21 protein-coding genes are annotated in these 22,321 nt (G+C 71.6%); 14 read left to right on the top strand and 7 right to left on the bottom strand.

The features are described from left to right. The first annotated feature begins 20 nt into the window (after positions 1–20). From pdxR to ACZ4U4_RS22655, 5 genes are all read left to right on the top strand, one after another. Positions 21–1,475 (top strand): MocR-like pyridoxine biosynthesis transcription factor PdxR, encoded by a 1,455-nt coding sequence (gene pdxR, locus ACZ4U4_RS22675; RefSeq protein WP_467877199.1) that lies wholly within the window; start codon positions 21–23, stop codon positions 1,473–1,475. 42 nt (positions 1,476–1,517) lie between these two features. Then, on the top strand, positions 1,518–1,874 hold the full coding sequence (locus tag ACZ4U4_RS22670; RefSeq protein WP_467877196.1) for a hypothetical protein: 357 nt from the start codon (positions 1,518–1,520) through the stop codon (positions 1,872–1,874). 7 nt (positions 1,875–1,881) lie between these two features. Then, positions 1,882–3,072 (top strand): glutathionylspermidine synthase family protein, encoded by a 1,191-nt coding sequence (locus tag ACZ4U4_RS22665; RefSeq protein ID WP_467877194.1) that lies wholly within the window; start codon positions 1,882–1,884, stop codon positions 3,070–3,072. A 175-nt stretch (positions 3,073–3,247) separates the two neighbouring features. Then, positions 3,248–4,261: a tryptophan--tRNA ligase gene (gene trpS, locus ACZ4U4_RS22660; protein WP_467877192.1), complete on the top strand. Its 1,014-nt coding sequence runs from the start codon at positions 3,248–3,250 to the stop codon at positions 4,259–4,261. 233 nt (positions 4,262–4,494) lie between these two features. Next, positions 4,495–5,076 carry a 2'-5' RNA ligase family protein gene (locus tag ACZ4U4_RS22655; protein ID WP_467877189.1) on the top strand — a complete coding sequence of 194 codons (582 nt, stop codon included), beginning with the start codon at positions 4,495–4,497 and terminating at the stop codon, positions 5,074–5,076. Between the two features lie 106 nt (positions 5,077–5,182). On the opposite strand, the gene ACZ4U4_RS22650 is transcribed toward ACZ4U4_RS22655, so the two are convergent. Then, entirely contained in the window at positions 5,183–5,938 is a 756-nt protein-coding gene (locus ACZ4U4_RS22650; protein WP_467877186.1) for a decaprenylphospho-beta-D-erythro-pentofuranosid-2-ulose 2-reductase, read from the bottom strand. 191 nt (positions 5,939–6,129) lie between these two features. Here ACZ4U4_RS22650 and ACZ4U4_RS22645 point away from each other — a divergent pair, with 191 nt between their 5' ends. Continuing rightward, a complete protein-coding gene (locus ACZ4U4_RS22645; RefSeq protein ID WP_467877183.1) occupies positions 6,130–7,077 on the top strand; it encodes a YihY/virulence factor BrkB family protein in 948 nt (315 codons plus the stop codon). 147 nt (positions 7,078–7,224) lie between these two features. Here ACZ4U4_RS22645 and ACZ4U4_RS22640 read toward each other — a convergent pair whose 3' ends face one another. Further along, positions 7,225–8,628: a D-alanyl-D-alanine carboxypeptidase family protein gene (locus ACZ4U4_RS22640; protein ID WP_467877493.1), complete on the bottom strand. Its 1,404-nt coding sequence runs from the start codon at positions 8,626–8,628 to the stop codon at positions 7,225–7,227. Positions 8,629–8,734: 106 nt separating this feature from the next. Here ACZ4U4_RS22640 and ACZ4U4_RS22635 point away from each other — a divergent pair, with 106 nt between their 5' ends. From ACZ4U4_RS22635 to ACZ4U4_RS22615, 5 genes are all read left to right on the top strand, one after another. Further along, entirely contained in the window at positions 8,735–9,010 is a 276-nt protein-coding gene (locus ACZ4U4_RS22635; protein WP_467877181.1) for an SCO4848 family membrane protein, read from the top strand. A gap of 511 nt (positions 9,011–9,521) precedes the next feature. Next, the gene (locus ACZ4U4_RS22630; RefSeq protein WP_467877178.1) at positions 9,522–9,833 is read left to right on the top strand and encodes a hypothetical protein; all 312 of its coding nucleotides are present in this window, start codon (positions 9,522–9,524) and stop codon (positions 9,831–9,833) included. Positions 9,834–9,895: 62 nt separating this feature from the next. Then, the gene (locus ACZ4U4_RS22625; protein WP_467877176.1) at positions 9,896–11,230 is read left to right on the top strand and encodes a hypothetical protein; all 1,335 of its coding nucleotides are present in this window, start codon (positions 9,896–9,898) and stop codon (positions 11,228–11,230) included. 119 nt (positions 11,231–11,349) lie between these two features. Further along, positions 11,350–12,537 (top strand): S8 family serine peptidase, encoded by a 1,188-nt coding sequence (locus ACZ4U4_RS22620; protein ID WP_467877173.1) that lies wholly within the window; start codon positions 11,350–11,352, stop codon positions 12,535–12,537. Positions 12,538–12,723: 186 nt separating this feature from the next. Further along, the gene (locus tag ACZ4U4_RS22615) at positions 12,724–13,233 is read left to right on the top strand and encodes an FBP domain-containing protein (protein WP_467877170.1); all 510 of its coding nucleotides are present in this window, start codon (positions 12,724–12,726) and stop codon (positions 13,231–13,233) included. A 171-nt stretch (positions 13,234–13,404) separates the two neighbouring features. On the opposite strand, the gene ACZ4U4_RS22610 is transcribed toward ACZ4U4_RS22615, so the two are convergent. From ACZ4U4_RS22610 to ACZ4U4_RS22590, 5 genes are all read right to left on the bottom strand, one after another. Further along, positions 13,405–14,178 carry a succinate dehydrogenase iron-sulfur subunit gene (locus tag ACZ4U4_RS22610; RefSeq protein WP_467877168.1) on the bottom strand — a complete coding sequence of 258 codons (774 nt, stop codon included), beginning with the start codon at positions 14,176–14,178 and terminating at the stop codon, positions 13,405–13,407. Then, positions 14,178–15,932: a succinate dehydrogenase flavoprotein subunit gene (gene sdhA / locus ACZ4U4_RS22605; RefSeq protein ID WP_467877165.1), complete on the bottom strand. Its 1,755-nt coding sequence runs from the start codon at positions 15,930–15,932 to the stop codon at positions 14,178–14,180. Before sdhA ends, ACZ4U4_RS22610 begins: the two co-directional genes overlap by 1 nt. A gap of 20 nt (positions 15,933–15,952) precedes the next feature. Further along, entirely contained in the window at positions 15,953–16,426 is a 474-nt protein-coding gene (locus ACZ4U4_RS22600; protein ID WP_384600846.1) for a succinate dehydrogenase hydrophobic membrane anchor subunit, read from the bottom strand. A gap of 9 nt (positions 16,427–16,435) precedes the next feature. Further along, on the bottom strand, positions 16,436–16,816 hold the full coding sequence (sdhC, locus tag ACZ4U4_RS22595) for a succinate dehydrogenase, cytochrome b556 subunit (RefSeq protein WP_037678497.1): 381 nt from the start codon (positions 16,814–16,816) through the stop codon (positions 16,436–16,438). Positions 16,817–16,997: 181 nt separating this feature from the next. Continuing rightward, positions 16,998–17,471, bottom strand: coding sequence for a 2-oxo-4-hydroxy-4-carboxy-5-ureidoimidazoline decarboxylase (locus ACZ4U4_RS22590; protein WP_467877162.1), 474 nt, complete (start codon positions 17,469–17,471; stop codon positions 16,998–17,000). Between the two features lie 628 nt (positions 17,472–18,099). Between ACZ4U4_RS22590 and ACZ4U4_RS22585 the strand changes: the two genes are divergently transcribed. The 3 genes from ACZ4U4_RS22585 (at position 18,100) to ACZ4U4_RS22575 (ending at position 22,163) form a co-directional block, all read left to right on the top strand. After that, complete coding sequence (locus ACZ4U4_RS22585; RefSeq protein ID WP_467877159.1) at positions 18,100–19,878, top strand: beta-N-acetylhexosaminidase; 1,779 nt, start codon at positions 18,100–18,102, stop codon at positions 19,876–19,878. Positions 19,879–20,385: 507 nt separating this feature from the next. Then, a complete protein-coding gene (locus ACZ4U4_RS22580) occupies positions 20,386–21,165 on the top strand; it encodes an RNA polymerase sigma factor (RefSeq protein WP_467877156.1) in 780 nt (259 codons plus the stop codon). After that, positions 21,165–22,163 carry a hypothetical protein gene (locus tag ACZ4U4_RS22575; protein ID WP_467877154.1) on the top strand — a complete coding sequence of 333 codons (999 nt, stop codon included), beginning with the start codon at positions 21,165–21,167 and terminating at the stop codon, positions 22,161–22,163. The genes ACZ4U4_RS22580 and ACZ4U4_RS22575 overlap by 1 nt, the downstream gene beginning before the upstream one ends. Positions 22,164–22,321: the final 158 nt, after the last annotated feature.

Below are 22,321 nucleotides of genomic sequence, written 5' to 3'. Positions count from 1 at the left end.
CCCGCGTATGGTCCACTTCCATGGACAATTCCTGGGCCACTTCCTGGGACGCCTTCGGCCGCGACCTCCATCTGGACCTCGCCGGACCGGGCGGCCTGCGGGCCGGTCTGATACGGGCGCTGCGCGAGGCGGCCCGCACCGGACGCCTCGCCCCCGGCACCCGCCTGCCCTCCTCCCGCACCCTCGCCGCCGACCTCGGCATCGCCCGCAACACCGTCGCCGAGGCGTACGCGGACCTCGTCGCCGAGGGCTGGCTCAGCGCCCGCCAGGGCTCCGGCACCCGGATCGCCGACCGCACCCCGCCCCGCCCGGCGCCCGCCCGCCGCACCCCGCCGTCCGGCCGCCCCGCGCCCCGCTTCGACCTCACCCCCGGCACCCCGGACGTCTCCGCCTTCCCCCGCGCCGCCTGGCTCGCCGCCGCCCGCCGCGCGCTGCACGCCGCCCCGAACGACGCGCTCGGCTACGGCACCCCGCAGGGCCGCCCCGAGCTGCGGGCGGTCCTCGCCGACTACCTCGCCCGGGCCCGCGGCGTCCGCGCCGACCCGGACCGCATCGTGATCTGCGCCGGATTCATGCAGGGCCTCGCCCTCGTCGCCCGCGCCCTGACCGCCGTCGCCGGAGGCGCGACCGCACCCGCCGTCGCCACCGAGGGCTACGGCCTCCACCTCCACCGCGACGTCCTCGCCCGCGCCGGACTGCGCACCGTCCCCCTCACCGTTGACGCCCTCGGCGCCCGCACCGCCGAACTCCGCGCGTACGACGGTGTGTCGGCGGCGCTGCTCACCCCGGCGCACCAGTTCCCCACCGGCGTCCCGCTCCACCCCGACCGCCGCGCCGCCGCCCTCGACTGGGCCGTGGCCCACGACGGCTGGATCCTGGAGGACGACTACGACGGCGAGTTCCGCTACGACCGGCAGCCGGTCGGCGCGCTCCAGGGCCTCGACCCGGACCGGGTGGTCTATCTGGGCACCGCCAGCAAGAGCCTCGCCCCGGCGCTGCGGCTGGCGTGGCTGGTGCTGCCCGACCGGCTCGTCGACCCGGTCCTCGCGGTCAAGAGCGGCGGCGAATGGCAGTCCGGCACCCTCGACCAGCTCACCCTCGCGGAGTTCCTGAGCGGCGGCGGGTACGACCGCCATGTCCGCGGCTCGCGGCAGCGCTACCGACGGCGCCGCGACCGCCTGGTGGCCGCCCTCGCCGAGCACGCCCCGCACATCGAGGTCTCCGGTATCGCCGCCGGACTCCACGCCGTCCTCGAACTCCCGCCCGGCACCGAGCGGTCCATGATCGAGGCGGCCCGCTGGCAGGGCCTGAAGCTGAGCGGCCTGAACGCCTTCCGCGACCCGGCGGCCCGTACGATGCCCGCCCGCGACGGCCTCGTCGTCCCGTACGGCAGACCCCCGGAACACGCCTTCGGCGGCGCTCTGGAGGCCCTGCTGCGGGCCCTGCCCCCCGACCCGGACGCGGCCACCGTCTAGGGTTGGCACAGACATACGACTGCTCCACGGGGGAGACGGAAGATGGCCGAAAAAGCACACCGGCGGCTGCGCTCGGGCACGGTGATCCTCGGCGGTATGGGCGTCCTCGCGGCGACACTGACCGCCTGCGGCTCGGAGCCCGACAAGCGCTGCGTGGACCGCAACAGCTACGACGCCGCCCGCGGTTACCGCGTCGTCGACGCCAAGTTCTGCCGCTCCGGCAGCGAGACCTCGTCCCACCACGGCACCGGCGCCGGCCGCACCGGCAAGAAGTCCGTCAAGGGCCAGTGGTACTACGGCCCCGGCAAGTCCGGCTCGTACGCCGACGGCGGCTCCTTCAGCAAGGGCGGCTCGGTCAGCCGCGGCGGCTTCGGCCACTCCGGCTCCAGCGGCGGGTGAGCGCAGCGTGCGGCGCCACACCCTCACCCCGCGCCCCGGCTGGCAGCAGACCGTCGAGGCGCAGGGGCTGATCTACCCGCTCACCCGCCACCCGGACGGTGAGCTGCGCCCGTACTGGGACGAGAGCGCGTACTACTCCTTCACGCTGCCCGAGGTCGAGGCGCTGGAGGAGACGGTCGAGGAGCTGCACACGATGTGCCTGGCCGCCGCCGAGCACCTCGTCACCCACGGCCGCCTCGCCGACCTCGGCGTCCACGACCCGCGCGTCGCCGAGCTGATCACCGAGTCCTGGCACCGCCGCGCCGAACTCCCGTCCCTCTACGGCCGGTTCGACCTGCACTACGACGGCACGGGGCCGGCGAAGATGCTGGAGTACAACGCCGACACCCCGACCTCGCTGGTGGAGGCGGCGAGCCCGCAGTGGTTCTGGATGGAGGAGCGCTTCCCCGGCGCCGACCAGTGGAACTCCCTCCACGAACGCCTCGTCGACGCCTGGAGACGGCAGGCCCCGCTGCTGCCGCCCGGCGCCCCGCTGCACTTCGCACACTCCGCCGGGGACGAGCTGGGCGAGGACCTGATGACCGTCGCCTACCTGGAGGAGACCGCGCGCCAGGCGGGCCTGGAGACCGTCGCGATCCCCGTCGAGGAGATCGGCTGGGACGGTCTGAGCGGCCGCTTCGTCGACCAGCGGCTGCGCTTCCTGCGCGCCTGCTTCAAGCTCTACCCCTGGGAGTGGCTGACCACCGACGCCTTCGGCCCGCACGTCCTGGACACCCTCGACAACGGCGGCGGCACCGGCACCACGCTCTGGATCGAACCGGTCTGGAAGATGCTCCTCTCCAACAAGGCGCTGCTGGCCATCCTCTGGGAGCTGTACCCGGGCCACCCGAACCTCCTCCCGGCCCACCTCGACGGCCCCCGCGAACTGGCCGACACGACCGGCTACGCCGCCAAGCCGCTGCTGGGCCGCGAGGGCGAGGGCGTCACCCTCCACCCGCCCGGCGCCCCGGCGGACCCGCGCGCGCCCGAAGACCGCTGCTGCTACCAGCAGTTGGCGCCGCTCCCGGACTTCGACGGCAACCGCGTCGTCCTCGGCGCCTGGGTCGTGGAGGACGAAGCGGCCGGTCTGGGCATCCGCGAATCCTCCGGGCCGATCACGGACGAGTACGCGCGGTTCCTGCCGCACGTGATCCTCTGAGAGCGCCGGGGCGCGGGAGCCGGGCGGACGGGGCCGGGGCCGGCCGGCCCGCGCGCGCCCCGCGGCCTCGCAGACGCGCCCCCGCGCCCGCCGTCCGGGGCCGCGCGCCCCGGGTGCCGCCGCCCGCCGCCGACCTCGCGCCGGAGACTTCCCCGGACCTGAGACAATCGACGGCATGGCTCACGATCTCCCGCGGGTGCTCTCCGGCATCCAGCCCACCGCAGGCTCGTTCCACCTCGGCAACTACCTCGGTGCCGTCCGCCAGTGGGTGGCGCTCCAGGAGTCCCACGACGCCTTCTACATGGTCGTCGACCTGCACGCGATCACCGTCCCGCAGGACCCCGCCACGCTGCGGCAGAACACCCGCGTCGCGGCGGCGCAGCTGCTCGCCGCCGGGCTCGACCCCGAGAAGTGCACCCTCTTCGTGCAGAGCCATGTGCCCGAGCACGCCCAGCTCGGCTGGGTGATGAACTGCGTCACCGGCTTCGGTGAGGCGTCCCGGATGACGCAGTTCAAGGACAAGTCCGCCAAGCAGGGTCAGGACCGCACCACCGTCGGTCTGTTCACCTACCCCGTGCTGATGGTCGCCGACATCCTGCTCTACCAGGCCGACCAGGTCCCGGTCGGCGAGGACCAGCGCCAGCACCTGGAGCTGACCCGCGACCTCGCGGACCGCTTCAACACCCGCTACGGCGACACCTTCACGGTCCCCAACCCGTACATCGTCAAGGAGACCGCGAAGATCTTCGATCTTCAGGACCCGGCGGTGAAGATGAGCAAGTCGGCGTCGTCGCCGAAGGGCATCATCGACCTCCTCGACGACCCGAAGGCCACCGCGAAGAAGGTCAAGAGCGCCGTGACGGACACCGACACCGTCATCCGCTTCGACCGCGAGGCCAAGCCCGGCGTCTCCAACCTCCTCACCATCCTCTCCACCCTCACCGGCACCGGCATCCCCGAGCTGGAGAAGGAGTACGAGGGCAAGATGTACGGCGCCCTCAAGACCGACCTGGCGGGCGTCATGGTCGACTTCGTCACACCGTTCCGGGACCGTACGCAGGCATACCTCGACGACCCGGCGACGCTCGACGCGCTCCTCGCGAAGGGCGCCGAGAAGGCCCGCGCGGTGGCCGCCGAGACCCTGGCCACCGCCTATGACCGGCTGGGATTCCTCCCCGCCGCCCGCTGACCGGCACCCCGCCGGGCCGGCCACACACCGGCCCGGCGGCCCCCGGACGGACCAGGGGAGCGGCCCCGCCGGCCGCCCCGCCCCGCCCGCCCGGGGCCCGCACCGCCGCCGGGCGGTGCCCACACGCGTCACACTGGTAACGGTGCGACGCCTCGGACGAAGCGGCGCACCCCGTCGTGCGGCCCCCTGCGGGGCGGCCGTCGGCACAGCGCACACAGTGGAGGGAGAACACAGTGGGGACCGTAACGCTGGGCGTTTCGATCGCGGTCCCGGAGCCTTACGGCAGCTACCTCCAAAGGCAGCGCGAGGGCTTCGGCGACGCCGCCGCACACGGCATCCCCACCCACATCACCCTGCTGCCACCGACCGAGGTGGAGCGCGACGCGCTGCCCGCCGTCGAACGGCACCTCGCCGAGGTCGCCGCGGGCTGCCGCCCCTTCCCGCTGCGCCTGGAGGGCACCGACACCTTCCGCCCGCTGTCGCCCGTCGTCTTCGTGAAGGTCGCCGAGGGCGAGGAGGGCTGCGCCGCCCTCCAGGCCCGCGTCCGCGCCGCCGACGGCCCCTGCGCCCGCGAACTGCAGTTCCCGTACCACCCGCACGTCACCGTCGCCCACCACCTCGACGACGCCGCGATGGACCGCGCCCAGCACGCACTGCGCGACTTCCGCGCCACCTGGACCATCGGCGGCTTCGCCCTCTACGAGCAGGGCGCCGACGCCGTCTGGCGCCTGGAGCGCGAATACCCCTTCGGCCCCCGCACCGCGACCGTCCCCCGCCAGGCGGACCTGACGCGCCCGCCCGCGCCGTCCCGCTGAGGGGCCGTAGGACGGCCGTACGGGGGTGAGGGCGCGGGTCCGTGATCTTTCCCCCGCCCCCGGCCCGCAGGAGCCGGACAGTCGCGCTCGTGGCCCGCGGCGGCGCCTACAACGCCAGCCGCCGGAACGTCCGCCGCGGCACATGCCGCAGCGCCGCCATCACATACCGCAGCTTCCCCGGCACCCACACCACCTCCGCGCGGCGGCGCAGCCCCTCCTCGACCGCCTCGGCGACCTCCTCCGGCGTGGTCGCCAGCGGCGCCGACGACAGCTCCGGCGTCATCCGGGTCCGCACCCGGCCCGGCCGCACCACCATGACGTGCACCCCCGACCCGTGCAGCGCATCACCGAGCCCCTGCGCGAACGCGTCCAGACCCGCCTTGCTCGACCCGTAGAGGAAGTCCGAACGCCGGGCCCGCTCGCCGGACGCCGACGACAGCACGACCAGTGAGCCGCCCCCCTGGAGCCGCAGCTCCTGGCTGCAGATGAGGGCGGCGGAGACGGCGCCGGTGTAGTTGGTCTGCGCGAGCCGGACCGCGTGCCGGGCGTCTCGTTCGTCGCGCGGCTGGTCCCCGAGCACACCGAACGCCAGCAGCACCATGTCCAGCTCACCCTCGGCGAAGACCGCCTCCAGCGTCGCCCGGTGGCTGCCCGTCTCCAGCGCGTCGAACGCGACGGTCCGCACCCGCGCGCCGTACCCCCGCAGCCGGTCCGCCGCCTCCTCCAGGCCCGGTGACGGCCGCCCGGCCAGCCAGATCGTCCGGGCGCGGCGGGCGGCCAGCCGCTCCGCGGTGGCCAGCGCGATCTCGGAGGTCCCGCCGAGCACCAGCAGCGACCGCGGGCTCCCACAGGCGTCGTTCATGCCGCGACCGTAGACGGTGTGACATCCCTACTAGTCGTCCGAACCGCCCGCCCCCACCGCGTCTCGCCCGAACGGGTGGCCGCCTCCGTACGACGGACCGGAACCGGCAGCCGTACACACCGGATTCCGGGGTACGCGGAAGCTAAGGTTCCGGATCATCCGGCCCGACGACGTGCGACGAGGGGAACGCCATGGACTGGCTGAGCAGGCTGCCGCTGATCGGACCGGCGGTGACCTGGCTGATGACCACTCACCTGTGGCGCGCCTGGACCCGGATACAGCGGGTCCACTGGACCCGGCTGGCCGCCGCGATCACCTTCACCAGCTTCGTCGCGCTCTTCCCGCTGATCACCGTCGGCGCCGCGATCGGCGCCACCGTCCTCAGCAAGAGCCAACTCCACTCCCTGGAGACCCGGCTCGCCGCCCAGATCCCCGGCATCTCCGGCCAACTCGACCTCGGCGCACTCGTCGACAACGCCGGAACCGTCGGCCTCATCGCGGGCGCCGCCCTGCTCTTCACCGGTATCGGCTGGATCCAGGCGCTCCGCGACTGCCTGCGCGCCGTCTGGGAGCGGGAGGACGACGACACCAACTTCTTCCTCGGCAAGCTCCGCGACGGCGCCGTCCTCATCGGCCTCGGCGGCGTCGCCCTGCTCTCCGTCGCCTGCTCCGTCTTCGCCTCCGCCGCCGTCGGCCGCGCCGCCGACAGCGTGGGCCTCGGCGGAGGCGGCGTCGGCGGCGTCCTGCTGACCGCCGCCGGCTTCGGCATCGCCGTCCTGGCCAACTTCCTGCTGCTGATCTACGTCCTGACCCGGCTGCCCGGCGTCCACCCGCCCCGCCGCGCCGTCGTCACCGCGGGCCTCATCGGCGCCGTCGGCTTCGAACTGCTGAAACTCCTGCTCAGCGGCTACCTCCAGGGCGTCGCCTCCAAGAGCATGTACGGCGCCTTCGGCACCCCCATCGCCCTCCTCCTCTGGATCAACTTCACCGCCAAGCTGCTGGTCTTCTGTGCGGCGTGGACGGCCACGCAGGGTCGGGAGGACGAGACGGGGGAGCAGGGGGAGGCCGCCGGGGAGCCCGAGGAGGGGGGCGGAGCCGGGGGAGGGGGAAGCTCTCGGGAGGTGGGGAGGAAGCGTTGAGGAGGGGGCACTAAAAAGAGCAAGTGCTAAAGAGGAAGCGTTAAAACCGCTGGTACGGCGGGTAGTTGGCCCGCAAGGGGGCCACCGAACCCTTACGGGTTCGGCCTTAAGGGTTCGGCCCTACGGGTTCGCCCCCCCCGCCCCACCTCACCGGCGCCGCCGCGCCCCCCGCCGTACCGCCTCCGGCAACGGCCGGCGACGGCGCACCACGAGGGCCACCGCCCCCACCGCGACCAGCGCACCGCCGGCCACCCCGACCGCCGTCCACACACCGCTCGACGCATCGGTCGCCTCCAGCGCGGCCGGGTCCTGACCCTTCCCCGACTTGCCGTCGTCACCACCGGCACCGTGGTGCCCGGCGGCCGTCGCGTCGCCCTCCTCGCTCCGCGGCCCGACCAGCCGTCCGACCGGCGCGACCTTGCCCGCCGCCTCGAAACCCCAGTCGAAGAGCGCCGCGGTCTCCTTGTACGACTCGTTGGCCTCCTCCTTCGACGGGTTCATGACGGTGACCAGCAGCTTGCGCGCACCGTGCTGGGCGACGGCGGTGAGGGTGTTCCCGGCGTGCGTCGTGTAGCCGTTCTTCACCCCGGCGATCCCCGGGTACGGCTGGAGACCGGGAGCGCCGCTGAGCAGCCGGTTGGTGTTCTGGATCCCGAACGTCGCCCGCTTGCCGTTCTTGTCCTTGTCCCCGGGGAACTGCGCGGTCGCCGTCGCGCAGTACTCCCGGAAGTCGGCGTTCTGCAGCCCGGCGCGGGCGAACAGGCTCAGGTCGTACGCGCTGGAGACCTGGCCCGGCGCGTCGTAGCCGTCCGGGGTGACGACATGGGTGTCGACGGCGTTGAGGTCCTTGGCCCGCTGCCGCATCTCCGCGACCGTCGCCGCGGTGCCGCCGTTCATCGCCGAGAGCGTGTGCACCGCGTCGTTGCCGGACCGCAGGAAGACCCCGAGCCACAGGTCGTGGACGGTGTACGTCAGGTTTTCCTTGATCCCGACCAGGCTGCTGCCCGCGCCCATGCCCTCCAGATCCGCCGGCTTGACCGTGTACTTCTCGTCCTTGGGGAACTTTGGCAGAACCGTATCGGCGAACAGCATCTTCAACGTGCTGGCGGGCGGCAGCTGCCAGTGCGGGTTCTTCGCCGCCAGCACCTCACCCGACTCCGCGTCGGACACGATCCACGACCGCGCCGTGATCCCCCGCGGCACCTTCGGCGCCCCGTCCTTCAGCTGCACCTGCACCCCCGGCACGCCCAGCCGCTCACCCCCGACCCGCGACATCACCGCAGGTGGCGCGGGCTCCTTCGCCCCCTTCTCGCCGCCACCGTCCGCGGCGTACGCGGTACCGCCGGCCACCACGGGCGGCACGAGCAGCGCGGACAGGGCGAGCGCGGAGACGGTGCGACGCCCGCGTGGGGCGGGGACGCGGGGCGCGGCGGCGGGCGCCGTACGGGGGCCCGGGACCGCACCGCCCGAGGCGCCACCGGGGACGGACGCGGCGCCCCGGCGGAAGGCCCCACGGGGCGCGGGCGAGGGGACCGGGAAGGAGGACATCATCGACACGCTCGCGAACGTACCCGCCGCCCCTGTGCCGCCGCCCGCCACCCTGCACATTCTTGCCCCCGCCGCCCGGATCCCGACCACCCGGCCCATACTGGAACCCATGAAGCTCTCTCGCCCCGCCTCCTGGTTCCTGCTCGCCTTCGGGGTCTGGAGCTGGTTCATCTGGATCACTTTCGTCAAAAATCTCTGGCAGGACGGCAGCGGCCTCGCCTTCAACGCCGAGGGCGACCCCACCGCCTATTTCTGGGTCCACCTCCTGCTCGCGGTGGTCTCCTTTCTCCTGGGGACGGCAATCGGCGTGCTCGGGTTCCGCTCGGTCCGCACCCTCCATCGCGAACGGGCGGCGGACGCCTCCGCGCCTTCGCGCGGGGAGTAGTCGTCGGCCGGGCATCGACCGGAGAGCAACGGTAAACACGAATTTCCTCAGCCACTCGCGAGATACCTCTTTCTGCCGGAGATCCACAGGCGACGACGGAATTCCCCGCCTCGGCCCATATGACGGAATACCTGGCCCCTCCCCGGCACTGCCGCATCTGCTCCCTTCGCGGAGAGCGCCGCGGCCCTGTGCCCTGCCCGGCGGCCTGGTAGCTCTCCGCACTCCCCGTACGCGAACTGCCGGGCCGGTGCGGAGCGTTGAGTGCCGCACCTCGCCGACGTGCGGCCTTACCTCATGAGCGGCCCGCCGGATGCATTCCCCGCAGAAGAGGTTGCCTCAGCTTGGTAACAACACCTCTACGGAGCGTGGTGCCATCTGGCACTAAATCGGACACATCAGGACTTTCGATGTTGCCCGAACGAGCCCTAACTCCCTAGTATTGACACTCTTTACGCTGCCCTTAGAGGACGCTTGCGGGGCAGGAAAGCAGGGCAACGGGGGAGTGATCACAGTGGGCGAGAAGTTCCAGGTCGATCTCGACGAACTGGACGGCGTTGTGCGTCGGCTCAAGCATCTGCAGGCCGACATGGACGAGCCGAACCAGAAGATCAAGTACAGCACGACCATCCCCAAGTCGGCGTTCGGTACCGGCTTCAACGAGGCCGACGACATCAGCGGCGCCCACGACAAGATGCAGGAATACATGACGCAGGTCGTCGATGCCCTCCAGGAGCTCATCAAGGAGTTCGGAGGGAAAGCCGAACGCAGCCATGGCGCGTATGACGATCAGGAGCAGGAGACGAAGGCATCGATGAACGGCTGACCCCGGTGGCTGGGGACAGACGTAACTGCGGTGGCTAGGGGGAGAAGACCATGCCGGGTCCGATGGACAACGACGGCAACAAGGCGTACGCGAAGCAGATTGATGAGAAGCACCGTACCGAGGGACTGGAGCAGTTCAAGGGCTACAAGCCGGTCCCGAAGTCCACTTCAGACTTCCATCACCACGGCATCAACGCACTGCGGAAGATGGTGGAGAGCTCCTCTCCGGAGGCACTGGAGCGGTCGGGTGACCACTGGCGGGCATCGGCCGACCGGCTCGCCGGGCACGACGGACGGGGCGGCATTCGCAAGGCCTTCGCCGACGCCGTGGATCACGCCTCGAAGCACTGGAGCGGCACGGCCGCCGACGCGTTCCGGCGTGAGTCGGTAAAGGTCCTGGAGAAGATCGACCGTACCTACCTCCATGCCCGCAATGTGGAGGCCATGCTCATCGGAAGTCGGTCGACTGGGCCCGAGTACGGCGTCGCCCACAATCTGCGTGAGGCCAAGAAGGCCATGGCCAAGATCAAGGACCCGGGCAAGGTCGAGAGCGCGTTCAACTCTTCGGGGGACGATTCCCAGTTCCACAAGGACATGGCGGATCCCAAGATGGACGCCAAGATGGCCCTCGAACTCAACCGGGACAAGCTCTCGTTGAGTAAGGAGCGCCAGGTTGAAGCGGTCATCGTGATGGAGGAACTGGCCGCGAACTACCGGGCTCAGCATCATCAGATCACGCCCGGCCCGCCCCCCGGACGGGGAGGGGACTGGCCCACCAAGCCTGACCCGTACTCGCCTCCGGCTCCGGTCAACATGCCGATCACGGGAGGGACTTCTCCCACTCCGGGATCGGTTTCGCCCCATGTTCGAGGCGGCGGCTCGGGCATCCGTCGTGATGCGCTCGGAAATATCAAGTCGCTCGGACCGGTTCCTCAGACCGACCTCGACAGCGTCCACGGCGGGTTGCCCACACCGGCGACTCCTGCCGTGGGCAGCGGGTTCCCCGGAGGCGGGGGCGGCTCCGGCAGCACCAACTCCGGCGGTGGAGTCGGCGGAATGGGCGTGCCCGGTCTCATCGGAATGCCAGGTGCCGGCGGCATGCGGTCCGGCGCCGGCGCCGGTGGCGGTATCGGCGGCGCGCGTCCCGGAGCTGTGGGAAGCGGTGTCCCCGGTGCCGGAAAGGGTAAGCCCGGCGGTCCGGCCGGCGGCCTCAAGCAGGGCGGCGCGGGTCTGCACCGCAGCGCCGGCGGAGCGAAGGGTGGCCCGGGCATGGGTGGTGCCGCGGGCAAGGGCAAGAAAGAGAAGAAGCGCGAGGGCAAGGAGCGTCCCGACTACCTTGTCGAGGACGAAGAGACGTGGAACTCGCAGCGTAATGTGGCGCCCCGCGTGATCGAGTAGCAGGAGACGACGGCTCCGGCGGACCTGCCGGTGCTCAGAGGTGCCCCGCACGGCCTGGTGCGGGGCACCTTCGCAGGCGGTCGGCTGCCGCCCGGGACGAAGCAAGTGAGGAGCAAGGCATGAGGGTCACACGTACCCTTCGCGCGACCGTTGGTGCTGCGCTGACCGGAGCGCTTTTCCTCGGCACCGGTGGGTGGGCCGCCGCAGACGAGTCCGGCAATGATCAGTGGCCGCTCACTGCCTTCGACGCGGCAAGCCTTCATGAGCAGGCAACCGGAAAAGGCGTAACGGTTGCCGTGATCGACGGTGGCTTCTTCACGGACCACCAGGACCTCACCGGGAAGTTTCTGGCGGGACACGAATTTCCGAATTCCTCCGCCGAAGGTAAGTACCAGCCCGAACCGGGTGAGAATCCACGCACCCACGGCACCAGCATGGCTGCGCTGATTGCCGGTCACGGGCACGGCCCCGGCGGAAAGCAGGGCCTCAAAGGACTGGCCCCTGACGCGAAAATTTTGCCACTCACGGCGGACAAGAACTCTCCCGAAGCCGTTCGCTACGCAGTTGACCACGGCGCCGATGTCATCAACATGTCGTTCGTTGCGGACAAGAACACACCGGATCTCTGCGAATCGCTTCATTACGCGGTTGAGCAGGGCGTGGTGGTGGTGGCGGGTGCCGGCAACGACGGACTTTCGGAAACGAACCTGCCCGCGGGTTGCCCCGGCGTGATCGGTGTGGGTGCGGTGGACGAGTACGGCAAGGTCTGGGACGACAGCAACTACAACTCCAGCGTGGACCTCGCTGCCCCGGGCGTCGATGTCCCCGTCCTCGGCGGCGACGGCACGCGCTACGGCAAGTCCAGCGGTACCTCCATCTCCACCGCCTACGTCTCCGCCGCCGCAGCCCTCCTCAAGGAGAAGTTCCCGGACCTCACCCCGGGGCAGATCGCCAACCGGCTGGTGAAGACGGCCGGGCTGGCGCAGGCGGAGAAGGACAGGGATCTCAAGCTTCCTGACGCCCACTACGGCTACGGCTTCATTCAGCCCGGGCCGGCGCTGCGTCGTGACATCCCCGCCGGCCCCGCGGCCGGCCCCCTCCCGATGCCGGAGGGGAAGGCGTCGAAGACGCCGGTCGTTGCCGGTGCGGACAAGGGGCAGGACCCGGACCCGCCGATGGGTGGGAAGCAGGCGGTGCTGCTGTACGGCGGTATCGGGCTGGGTGTGGTGATCGTGCTCGGTGTGATCATCGGTGGTGTGGCGCTCGTCCGTCGCCGGGGGAACTCGGGCAGTCAGTCCTGGGGCTGAGGCCCGGAGACCCGGCGTCTTCGAGGACGCCTACGGCGGCGACCGCCGCCACGGCTGAGGCCGCCGCCCGACACCGGGCGGCGGCTTCGGCCGTGGTGCGGGGCGCGGCGGCCTCGGACCTGGCCTGGGGCGGGGCCGGAGAAAACCGGACGACACGCCCGGGGGGTCGCTGTTACGTTCCTGGTCATGGACCCTGTAGGTGAAAAAGAGATCCGTGCGTCCTTCGTGAACTGCTCGAAGGGGGAGGCGAGCAGGATCAACCTGCCCCGGGAGCTGAGGGAGCTGCCGTGGGAGGACCTCGACTTCCTCGGGTGGCGGGATCAGGGGGCGCCGGATAGGAGCTATCTGGTGGTGCCGCGGGCGGACGGGCTGACGGGGGTCACGCTGCGGGTGCCGCAGGGGGTGCGGCGGAGTTTCACGAAGACGACAGTCTGCTCGGTGTGTCTCACGGGGCACCCCGGCTCCGGCGTCAGCCTGCTCGCCGCCCGCCGCGCGGGCGCCGCCGGGCGGGAGGGCAACACCGTGGGCGCGTATTTCTGCGCCGACCTCGCCTGTTCGCTGTACGTCCGCGGGAAGAAGCGGTCGCAGCTCGCCGTCCGGTACGAGGAGACGCTCCCGGTCGAGGAGCGGATCGCACGGATGAAGGAAAATCTGGACGAGTTCCTGGAGAAGGTGACGGCGGGCGGACGGCGGTGAGCCTGCCGTGGCCCATGGCGTCAGAGCCTGGCCACGCCCCGACCCCGCCGACCGGCCCGCCCCGCCCACCCGACCCACATGCGAAAGGCCCCGCACCCACCGAGTGGGTGCGGGGCCTCTCACGTAAGCCCGAGACCTTCCGCCACCCTGTGGCGTCAGGCCCGTAGGGGATCAGAAGCGCCGGGTGATCAGCGCTCGCTTGACCTCCTGGATGGCCTTGGTGACCTCGATACCGCGCGGGCAGGCGTCCGTGCAGTTGAAGGTCGTGCGGCAGCGCCAGACGCCGTCCTTGTCGTTGAGGATTTCGAGACGCTGCTCGCCACCCTCGTCACGGCTGTCGAAGATGAAGCGGTGCGCGTTGACGATCGCGGCGGGGCCGAAGTACTGACCGTCGTTCCAGAACACCGGGCAGGACGACGTGCACGCGGCGCACAGGATGCACTTGGTGGTGTCGTCGAAGCGCTCACGGTCCTCGGCGGTCTGCAGGCGCTCGCGGGTCGGCTCGTTGCCCTTGGTGATCAGGAAGGGCATCACGTCGCGGTACGCCTGGAAGAACGGCTCCATGTCCACGACCAGGTCCTTGAGGACCGTCAGGCCCTTTATGGCCTCGATCGTGATCGGCTTCTGCGGGTTGATGTCCTTGATCAGCGTCTTGCACGCCAGACGGTTCTTGCCGTTGATGCGCATGGCGTCGGAACCGCAGATGCCGTGGGCGCAGGAGCGGCGGAACGTCAGGGTGCCGTCCTGCTCCCACTTGATCTTGTGGAGGGCGTCGAGGACACGCTCCTTCGGGTCGATGTCGAGCTGGAAGTCCTGCCAGCTCGCGTCCTCCGAGACCTCCGGGTTGAACCGGCGGATCCGGAAGGTGACCGTGATCGTGTGGGAAGCGCTGTCCTCGGCCGCGTCCAGCGCCGCGGAGTGCTTGTCGAGAGTCGGGGTGCTCATCAGTACTTACGCTCCATCGGCTGGTAGCGGGTCTGGACGACCGGCTTGTAGTCGAGACGGATCGACTCCTTGCCGTCCGCGCCGACCTCGCGGTACGCCATGGTGTGCCGCATGAAGTTGACGTCGTCGCGGTTCGGGAAGTCCTCGCGGTAGTGACCGCCGCGGGACTCCTTACGGGCCAGGGCGGAGACCGCCATGACCTCGGCCAGGTCGAGGAGGTTGCCCAGCTCGATGGCCTCCAGCAGGTCGGTGTTGAACCGCTTGCCCTTGTCCTGGATGGACACGTTCAGGTAGCGCTCGCGCAGCTCGCCGATCTTCTCGACCGCGGTCTTGATCGTCTGCTCGGTGCGGAACACCATCACGTTGGCGTCCATGCACTCCTGCAGCTCCTTGCGGAGCTCGGTGACGCGCTCGGTGCCGGTGGAGTTCCGCAGCCGCTCGACCTGGTCGACGACCTGCTGCGCCGGGTCCTCGGGCAGCTCGACGAAGTCGTGGTCCGCGGAGTACTCGGCGGCGGCGATGCCCGCGCGGCGGCCGAACACGTTGATGTCCAGCAGCGAGTTGGTGCCCAGGCGGTTGGCGCCGTGCACGGAGACACAGGCGACCTCGCCGGCGGCGTACAGGCCCGGGACGACGGTGGTGTTGTCCGAGAGGACCTCACCCTCGACGTTGGTCGGGATGCCGCCCATGGCGTAGTGCGCGGTCGGCTGGATCGGGATCGGGTCCGTGTAGGGCTCGATACCGAGGTAGGTCCGCGCGAACTCGGTGATGTCGGGCAGCTTGGCGTCCAGCTGCTCCGGCGGGAGGTGCGTGAGGTCGAGGTAGACGTGGTCGCCTTCGGGACCGCAGCCGCGGCCCTCGCGGATCTCCGTGTAGATGGAGCGCGAGACGACGTCACGCGAGGCGAGGTCCTTCATGACCGGCGCGTACTTCTCCATGAAGCGCTCGCCGTCCTTGTTGCGGAGGATGCCGCCCTCACCACGGGCGCCCTCCGTCAGCAGGATGCCCATCCGCCAGATGCCGGTCGGGTGGAACTGGAAGAACTCCATGTCCTCCAGCGGCAGCCCACGGCGCCAGGCGGCGGCCTGGCCGTCACCGGTCAGGGTGTGCGCGTTGGAGGTCACCTTGAAGAACTTGCCGGTGCCACCGGAGGCGAAGACGATCGACTTCGCCTGGAAGACGTGGATCTCGCCGGTCGCCAGCTCGTACGCGACGACACCGGCGGACTTCTTGACCCCGTCGACCTCGCTGAGCAGCAGGTCCAGGACGTAGAACTCGTTGAAGAACTCCACGCCCTCCTTGACGCAGTTCTGGTACAGCGTCTGGAGGATCATGTGGCCGGTGCGGTCCGAGGCGTAGCAGGACCGGCGGACCGGGGCCTCACCGTGGTTACGGGAGTGACCGCCGAAGCGGCGCTGGTCGATGGTGCCGTTCGGGGTGCGGTTGAACGGCAGGCCCATCTTCTCCAGGTCGAGAACGGAGTCGATGGCCTCCTTCGCCAGGATCTCGGCGGCGTCCTGGTCGACCAGGTAGTCGCCGCCCTTGATCGTGTCGAAGGTGTGCCACTCCCAGTTGTCCTCCTCGACGTTGGCCAGGGCGGCGGCCATGCCGCCCTGCGCCGCGCCGGTGTGGGAGCGGGTCGGGTAGAGCTTCGTCAGGACCGCGGTGCGGCTGCGCTTCGTCGACTCGATCGCCGCGCGCATGCCCGCGCCACCGGCGCCGACGATGACGGTGTCGTACTTGTGGATCTTCATTGGTCTCGTCAGCCCCGGCGTTAGCGGATGTTCGGGTCGAAGGTGAAGATCACCAGCGTGCCCAGGAGGACGGTGAACACCGTGGCGGTGTACAGCAGCATCTTCAGCCAGAAGCGGGTGTTGTCCCGCTGGGCGTAGTCGTTGATGACCGTACGCAGGCCGTTGGCGCCGTGCAGCATCGCGAGCCACAGCATCAGCAGGTCCCAGACCTGCCAGAACGGCGAGGCCCAGCGGCCGGCCACGAAGGCGAAGCCGATCTTGGAGACGCCGCCGTCCAGCACCAGCTGGATCAGCAGGTGGCCGAGGACCAGGACGACCAGCACGATGCCGGACAGCCGCATGAAGAGCCAGCCGTACAGCTCGAAGTTGGTCCGGGTCGACTTCGGGGTCTTACCGGTGCGCTTCCGGGGCGGCTCGATCACCGGCGCCGGGTTGTCGGCGTCGTAGAGGGTGACGTCGGAGGCACCCGCGGGGGAGGTCGTTTCAGCAGACATCTCGCGTCATCAGCTCCCGAACAGCGTGCGCAGGGTGTGCTGCAGCACGGGGTAGAAGGCGCCGGCCATCAGTACGACCCAGACGCCCACAACGGTCCACAGCATCTGCTTCTGGTACTTCGGGCCCTTGGACCAGAAGTCCACGGCGATGACGCGGAGACCGTTGAGTGCGTGGAAGAGGATCGCGGCGACGAGGCCGTACTCCAGCACATTGACGATGGGTGTCTTGTACGTCGCGACGACGTCGTCGTACGCCTCGGGAGAGACGCGGACGAGAGCGGTGTCGAGGACGTGCACGAACAGGAAGAAGAAGATGAGGACGCCAGTGACTCGGTGAGCCACCCAGGACCACATGCCTTCCCGGCCGCGGTACAGCGTTCCAGCCGGCACGGAAAAACCCTCCGGGAGCGGGGATTGGGGCCTGCCGGCTTCTCTGTCGGTCTGGCCCGGCCGGATACGGTCCACCGGCCCTGGTCATCGTAGCGACGCCTTGTCGGTTCATTGCCCCGGGGCCCTACAGGTGTGATCAAACAGCCACCAACGGGCTATCACACAAGAGCAAAACGGGATGTTATGGGCATCCCGTGATAAAGCGGGCCAGACGCCCGCGAACGGTGCGGCGCAGCTCATCCGCGGCAACTGCCCGCTCTTCGTCCGGGTCGTGGCCCAGCCGGGTGCGGATACCGGCCAGCATCTGGTCCAGGACCTCGTCCTCGCCGTAGCCGTCGAGACAGATCACGAAGGCGTGGCGGAAGCGGCGCTCGTACTCGGCGTGGGCGGCGCGCAGCGCGGTGTGTGCGGCGAGGGTGCCCGGGCCGCGGGCGCCGAGCGGCGGCATGGGGGAGGCCGACTCGGCGGCCAGCGCCTCGTCCAGATCGGCGGCGGAGAGGTCGTAGCAGCCCTCGTCGGAGGCGGCGAGCAGCGCGCCGAGGTCCGGATACGGGCGGTGCCGGGCCAGCCGCTGGGCCCAGCGGAGGCTTCCGCAGCAGGTCAGCAGCGCGGCCAGGGCGTCCTTGGGTGGCAGCGCGTTGAAGGCGGTGGGCACGGCGGTGTCCGAAAGCGGGGGCCGGGCGCCGTGGCTCTGCGAAGGTATGCCGCGCCAGGGCGCGCACGGCGGGCGCAGCATCGTCGGCCGGGCGGCCGGGGTGTCACCGGACAGCGGAGGCTCCTCGGGAGGATCGGACGAACGGGTGGTGCGCCGGGGTACGGCGGCTGACGGAGGCGGTGCGGGCTTCGGATCGCTGGCGCGGCGGCCGGGGCGTGTCATGGCGACGGAGGCGTCGGCCGGGGCCGTCCGGAGATCCGGACACCCTGCGCGCGGTGTGATGAACCGAAACGCCACCGTAACGACGCGGGGCGGCCCCTGTCCGACGGATGCGCGAATTTCACCCGGATGAGAGAGGTTTTCCCTAGGGCGTGTCCCTGATCTTCCGTCCGGTCCGCGACGGGAGGTCAGGGACACGCCCCAGGGACCGCCTTCGACGCGACGGTGCCCGCCCGCGGGGCCGTGCGCCGGGGGCGGCCCGCCGCGCCGCGCGGGCGCCACCGCCGGGGCCCGTCCCCTGGGGGCGGCGCCCCGGGACGCGGCGGGACCCGCGCTCCCCGTACCGGCGCGTCCGGCCGCCGGGAGCCGTGGCACAGCGAGCAGAGAAACGAGCAGTGAGGAGCGCGCGATGTCCTACCCGAGTCGGTCCGGACACCCTGAACGGCCGAAGGCGGCACCGGAGAATGCGCCGCCGGGCGAGCGGCCGGGAAGACGGCCGGGGAAGCGGCCGGTGCGGCCCGGTGGCCGGTCGCCGGTGGCCCGGGCGGCGCTGCCCGCCGCGCTGGTGGCCGCCGCGCTCACGCTGTCCGCCTGCTCCGACGCGGCGGACTCCCGGGCGCCGGGCGCCACCGGCCGCGGCGCCTCGCCGCTGCCCACCCCCACCTGGCAGAAGGTCACCGGCACCCCGCGCACCGTCCCCGCCGTACGGGACTTCCGGCCGGCCGACGGACAGGGCTGGCGGCCGTCCAAGGGCGCCCGGATCGTGGTGCCCGCCGGGGAGAAGAGCACCGTCGCCGACGAGGCGCGGCTGCTCGGCCAGGACCTGGGCGGGATGCCCGTCGTCTGGGGCGACGAGCCGGTACGCCCCGGGGACATCGAGGTGAAGCTCGCCGGGACGAACGGCAAGGGGCTCCCGGAACGGCCGGACAACGCGCCCACCGGCGACACCGCCGACGAGGCGTACACGCTGACCGCCCACGGCTCCCGGCTCACCCTCGCCGCCCCCACCGACGCCGGGATCTTCTACGCCACCCGGACCGTCAAGCAGGCGGTCCGCGCCGCCGGCGGGCTGCCGGAGGGCACGATCGAGGACCGGCCGGACCGGGCGCAGCGCGGGATGCTGCTGGACAACGCCCGTAAGCCGTTCACCGCCAGCTGGATCGAGGACCGCGTCCGCGAGCTGGGCGATCTCAAGCTCAACCAGCTCCAGCTGCACTTCTCCGACGACCAGGGCTTCCGCATCGAGAGCGGGAGCCACCCGGAGATCGTCTCCCAGGACCATCTGACCAAGGACGAGGTCCGCCGCATCCTGCGCCTGGCGCACTCCCGCCACATCAGCGTCATCCCCGAGATCGACTCGCCCGGACACCTCGGCGCCGTCCTCGACCACCACCCCGACCTCCAGCTGCGCAATGCGAGCGGAAAGGTGCTGCGCGGGGCGATCGACATCTCCAAACCGGCCGCCGGGAAGCTCATCGACGACCTGATCGGCGAGTACGGAAAGCTCTTCGAGGTGCCCAAGGGCGCCGCCGCCTACTGGCACCTGGGCGGCGACGAGTACCAGGCGCTGACCGTGTCCGACCCGGCCGCCTCCTACCCGGGCCTGGCCCAGGCCGCCCGGAAGAAGTACGGGGCGAACGGCACCATCGAGGACCTGGCGACCGGCTGGCTCAACGACCGCCAGCGCGCCGCCGAGAAGGCCGGGCGCGACAAGATCGAGGCGTGGAACGACGGCTTCTTCAAGGACACCCGCGTCCAGGCGGACAAGAACCGCACCGTCGGCTACTGGACCGGCAAGGAGATCGGCGCCAACGACCCGGCCCACTTCCTGCGCGAGGGCCGCAAGGTGGTCAACCTCAACGACGAGTACCTCTACTACGTCCTCGGCGAGCCGAATCAGTTCACCTATCCGACCGGTGAGCGGATCTTCCGCGAGTGGACGCCCAAGGTGCTGCGCCACACCTCGCCCGTCGACGTCCCGGCGAGCATGACCACCCCGGACCGCATCCCGGGCGCCCGCTTCGCGATCTGGTGCGATCTGTCGCACGCCCAGACGCCGCAGCAGATCGCCCAGGGCATCCGGATGCCGCTGGCGGCGCTGTCGCAGAAGGTGTGGGACCCGCGGAAGCCCTCGATGAGCTGGACGGACTTCAAGGAGCTGGCCACGAAGGTGTCGAGCAAGGGGTGAGAGGGGGCCCCGGCGTGAACCTGACGGCGGGGCGCGCGGGACGGCCGGGGCCGCCACCCCCCACAGGAGAGGCCCCGGCCGTCGTTCGCGGGAGAGGCCCCGTCACGGACCCCTCAACCGATACAGCGCCGTACGCGCCAAAAGCGTCACAGGGGGTGTGGAAGGCCGCACCCCAGCGGTCTGGACGGCGGCCGGGCGGGGCCCGTAACGTGCCACTTCGCGCCGGTCGGCGCGCTTGTCGTACGTCTGCCGCGGCCGGAGCCGGGCCGCCGTGAAACGGGGGGTTCGATGGATCGCCGCGCGCGATACGCGCAGTACGTCCCGGGTCGCCCGTGGCGGATTCCGGGCCCGGGGCGGGCCGCGGTGATCAGCCGGTATACCGTCTGCGGAACCATCGGGGTTACCGGGGGTTCCGCCGCCGTCGCCGGAGGCGGCGGCCGGTAGCGGGCGGTGGGGCAGCAGCAAGGACCGGGCAGCGGAGATTCCGCACGTGACAGGAATGGACCCGTGCGAGGGGACGACACTCAGCCGGACGACACTCGGCTGACCGCTGCCGTGCAGGCGGCACAGGACGGCGACGAGGCGGCGTTCCGCGCGGTCTACCGTGCGGTGCACCCCCGGCTCCTGGGCTATGTGCGGACGCTGGTGGGCGAGGCGGACGCGGAGGACGTGGCGTCGGAGTCCTGGCTCCAGATCACCCGTGACCTGGGCCGCTTCAAGGGGGACGCCGACCGGTTCCGCGGCTGGGCGGCCCGGATCGCCCGTAACCGCGCCCTGGACCACATCCGGATGCGCGGCCGCCGCCCGGTGAGCGGCGGCGACGAGAGTGAACTCCTCGACACCCCGGCGCTCTCCGACACCGAGGGCGAGGCGCTCGCCGCCCTCGGCACCGGCCGTACGCTGCGGCTGATCGCCGCGCTCCCGCAGGACCAGGCGGAGGCGGTGGTGCTGCGGGTCGTCGTCGGGCTGGACGCCAAGAGCACCGCGAAGGTCCTCGGCAAGCGGCCCGGCGCGGTCCGCACGGCCGCCCACCGCGGGCTGCGCCGCCTGGCCGAACTCCTCGGCGACCGGGCGGACGGTGCGGACGGAGCGGACGCCGGACCCGTCACCGAGGGCGACGGCGCGGCGGACGACGCCCCGGGCCGCCGGGCGCGCGGTGGGCCGCGCGGGGGCGGTGGAACGATGGGCGGGGTCCCCGTTCAGGGACGAAGACGCCGTGACGGCGTGGCGGAATCGTACGTACCGGGTGTGACGGAAACGGCCACGCGAACGCAGAAGGACATGTGATGGCCGACGACCGGTACAACTGGCTCGACAACGATGCCGCGGAGCGCCTGCTGCGCGGCGAGCCGGTCGGCACCACCGCACCCGGCGCGCGGGAACTCGCCCTGCTGCTGGACGAGGCGGCCCCCGCCGGGCCTGCCGCCGGTCCGCTGCCCGGGGAGGAAGCCGCCGTCGCCGCCTTCCGCCGGGCCCACCCCGCCCAGCCGTCCCGCCCGGTGGCCCGCGCCGGTCTCGCCCGGCCCTTCCGGCGTGGTTTCGCGGTGGCGCTGGTGGCCTGCGCGCTCGGCGGGGTGGCGGTGGCCGCCGGTACGGGCGTGCTGCCCAGCCCCTTCCGGCCCGGCCCCGACCCGGCCTCCAGCGTCTCCACGGACGTCAGCCCCGGCACCCTGGAGACCCCGGACCCGGGCACCACCGCCCCCGGCTCCCCGGACGCGACGGCGGGGGAGCGGCCGACCGACGACACGACGGCCTCCCCGACCCCGGACGCCTCGCACGGCACCACCGCCCCGCCGCCCTCCGCCACCCCCGGCCGTGGGGTGCCCGGTGTGCCCGGCAACGGCAAGAACGGTTCGGCGGAGCCGCGCGCGGTGGTGCTGGCGCTCTGCCGGGACTACGAGGCGGGCAAGCGCGGCGACATGGACCGCGACACCCTCCAGCGTCTGGAGCGCGCCGCCGGTGGCCCGGCGAAGATCCACGCGTTCTGCCGCCGCTATCTCCAGCAGCAGGGCAACGGCAACGGCAACGGCAACAGCGGCGGGGACGGCAAGGGCGACAACGGCGGGGGCAACGGCGACGGTAACGGGAACGGCGACGGCGGTTCGGGCGGCGGCCAGGGCGGCGGCCACGGCGGCGACGAGGACGGTGACGGACAACCGTCTCCCGCACCCGAGCCCTCCGAGTCCGGCACCCCGGACCCCGTCCCCACGTCCCCCGAGCCCTCGGACACCGTGACACCGACGCCCGCCACCAGCACGGATGGCGCGGCTCCCGCTTCGGTGTGACGTTTTTGCGGCGCCCGGCGCAGTACTGAGTGAGCCGACTGGTCATCGGCGGCGCGCGGGCCGGGTTCCCCCCGTACCCAGGCACCTCGCGCACCTGGCGCGGGCGGGGCACGTTCCCCCGGCCCTGCCCGCGCCCCCACTTCCCCCGCGCCTCGCGG

The sequence above is a fragment of the Streptomyces sp. NPDC029159 genome, assembly GCF_055564055.1.
The sequence above is the reverse complement of the archived record's forward strand: the minus strand, read 5'-3'. Positions and strand labels throughout refer to the sequence as shown.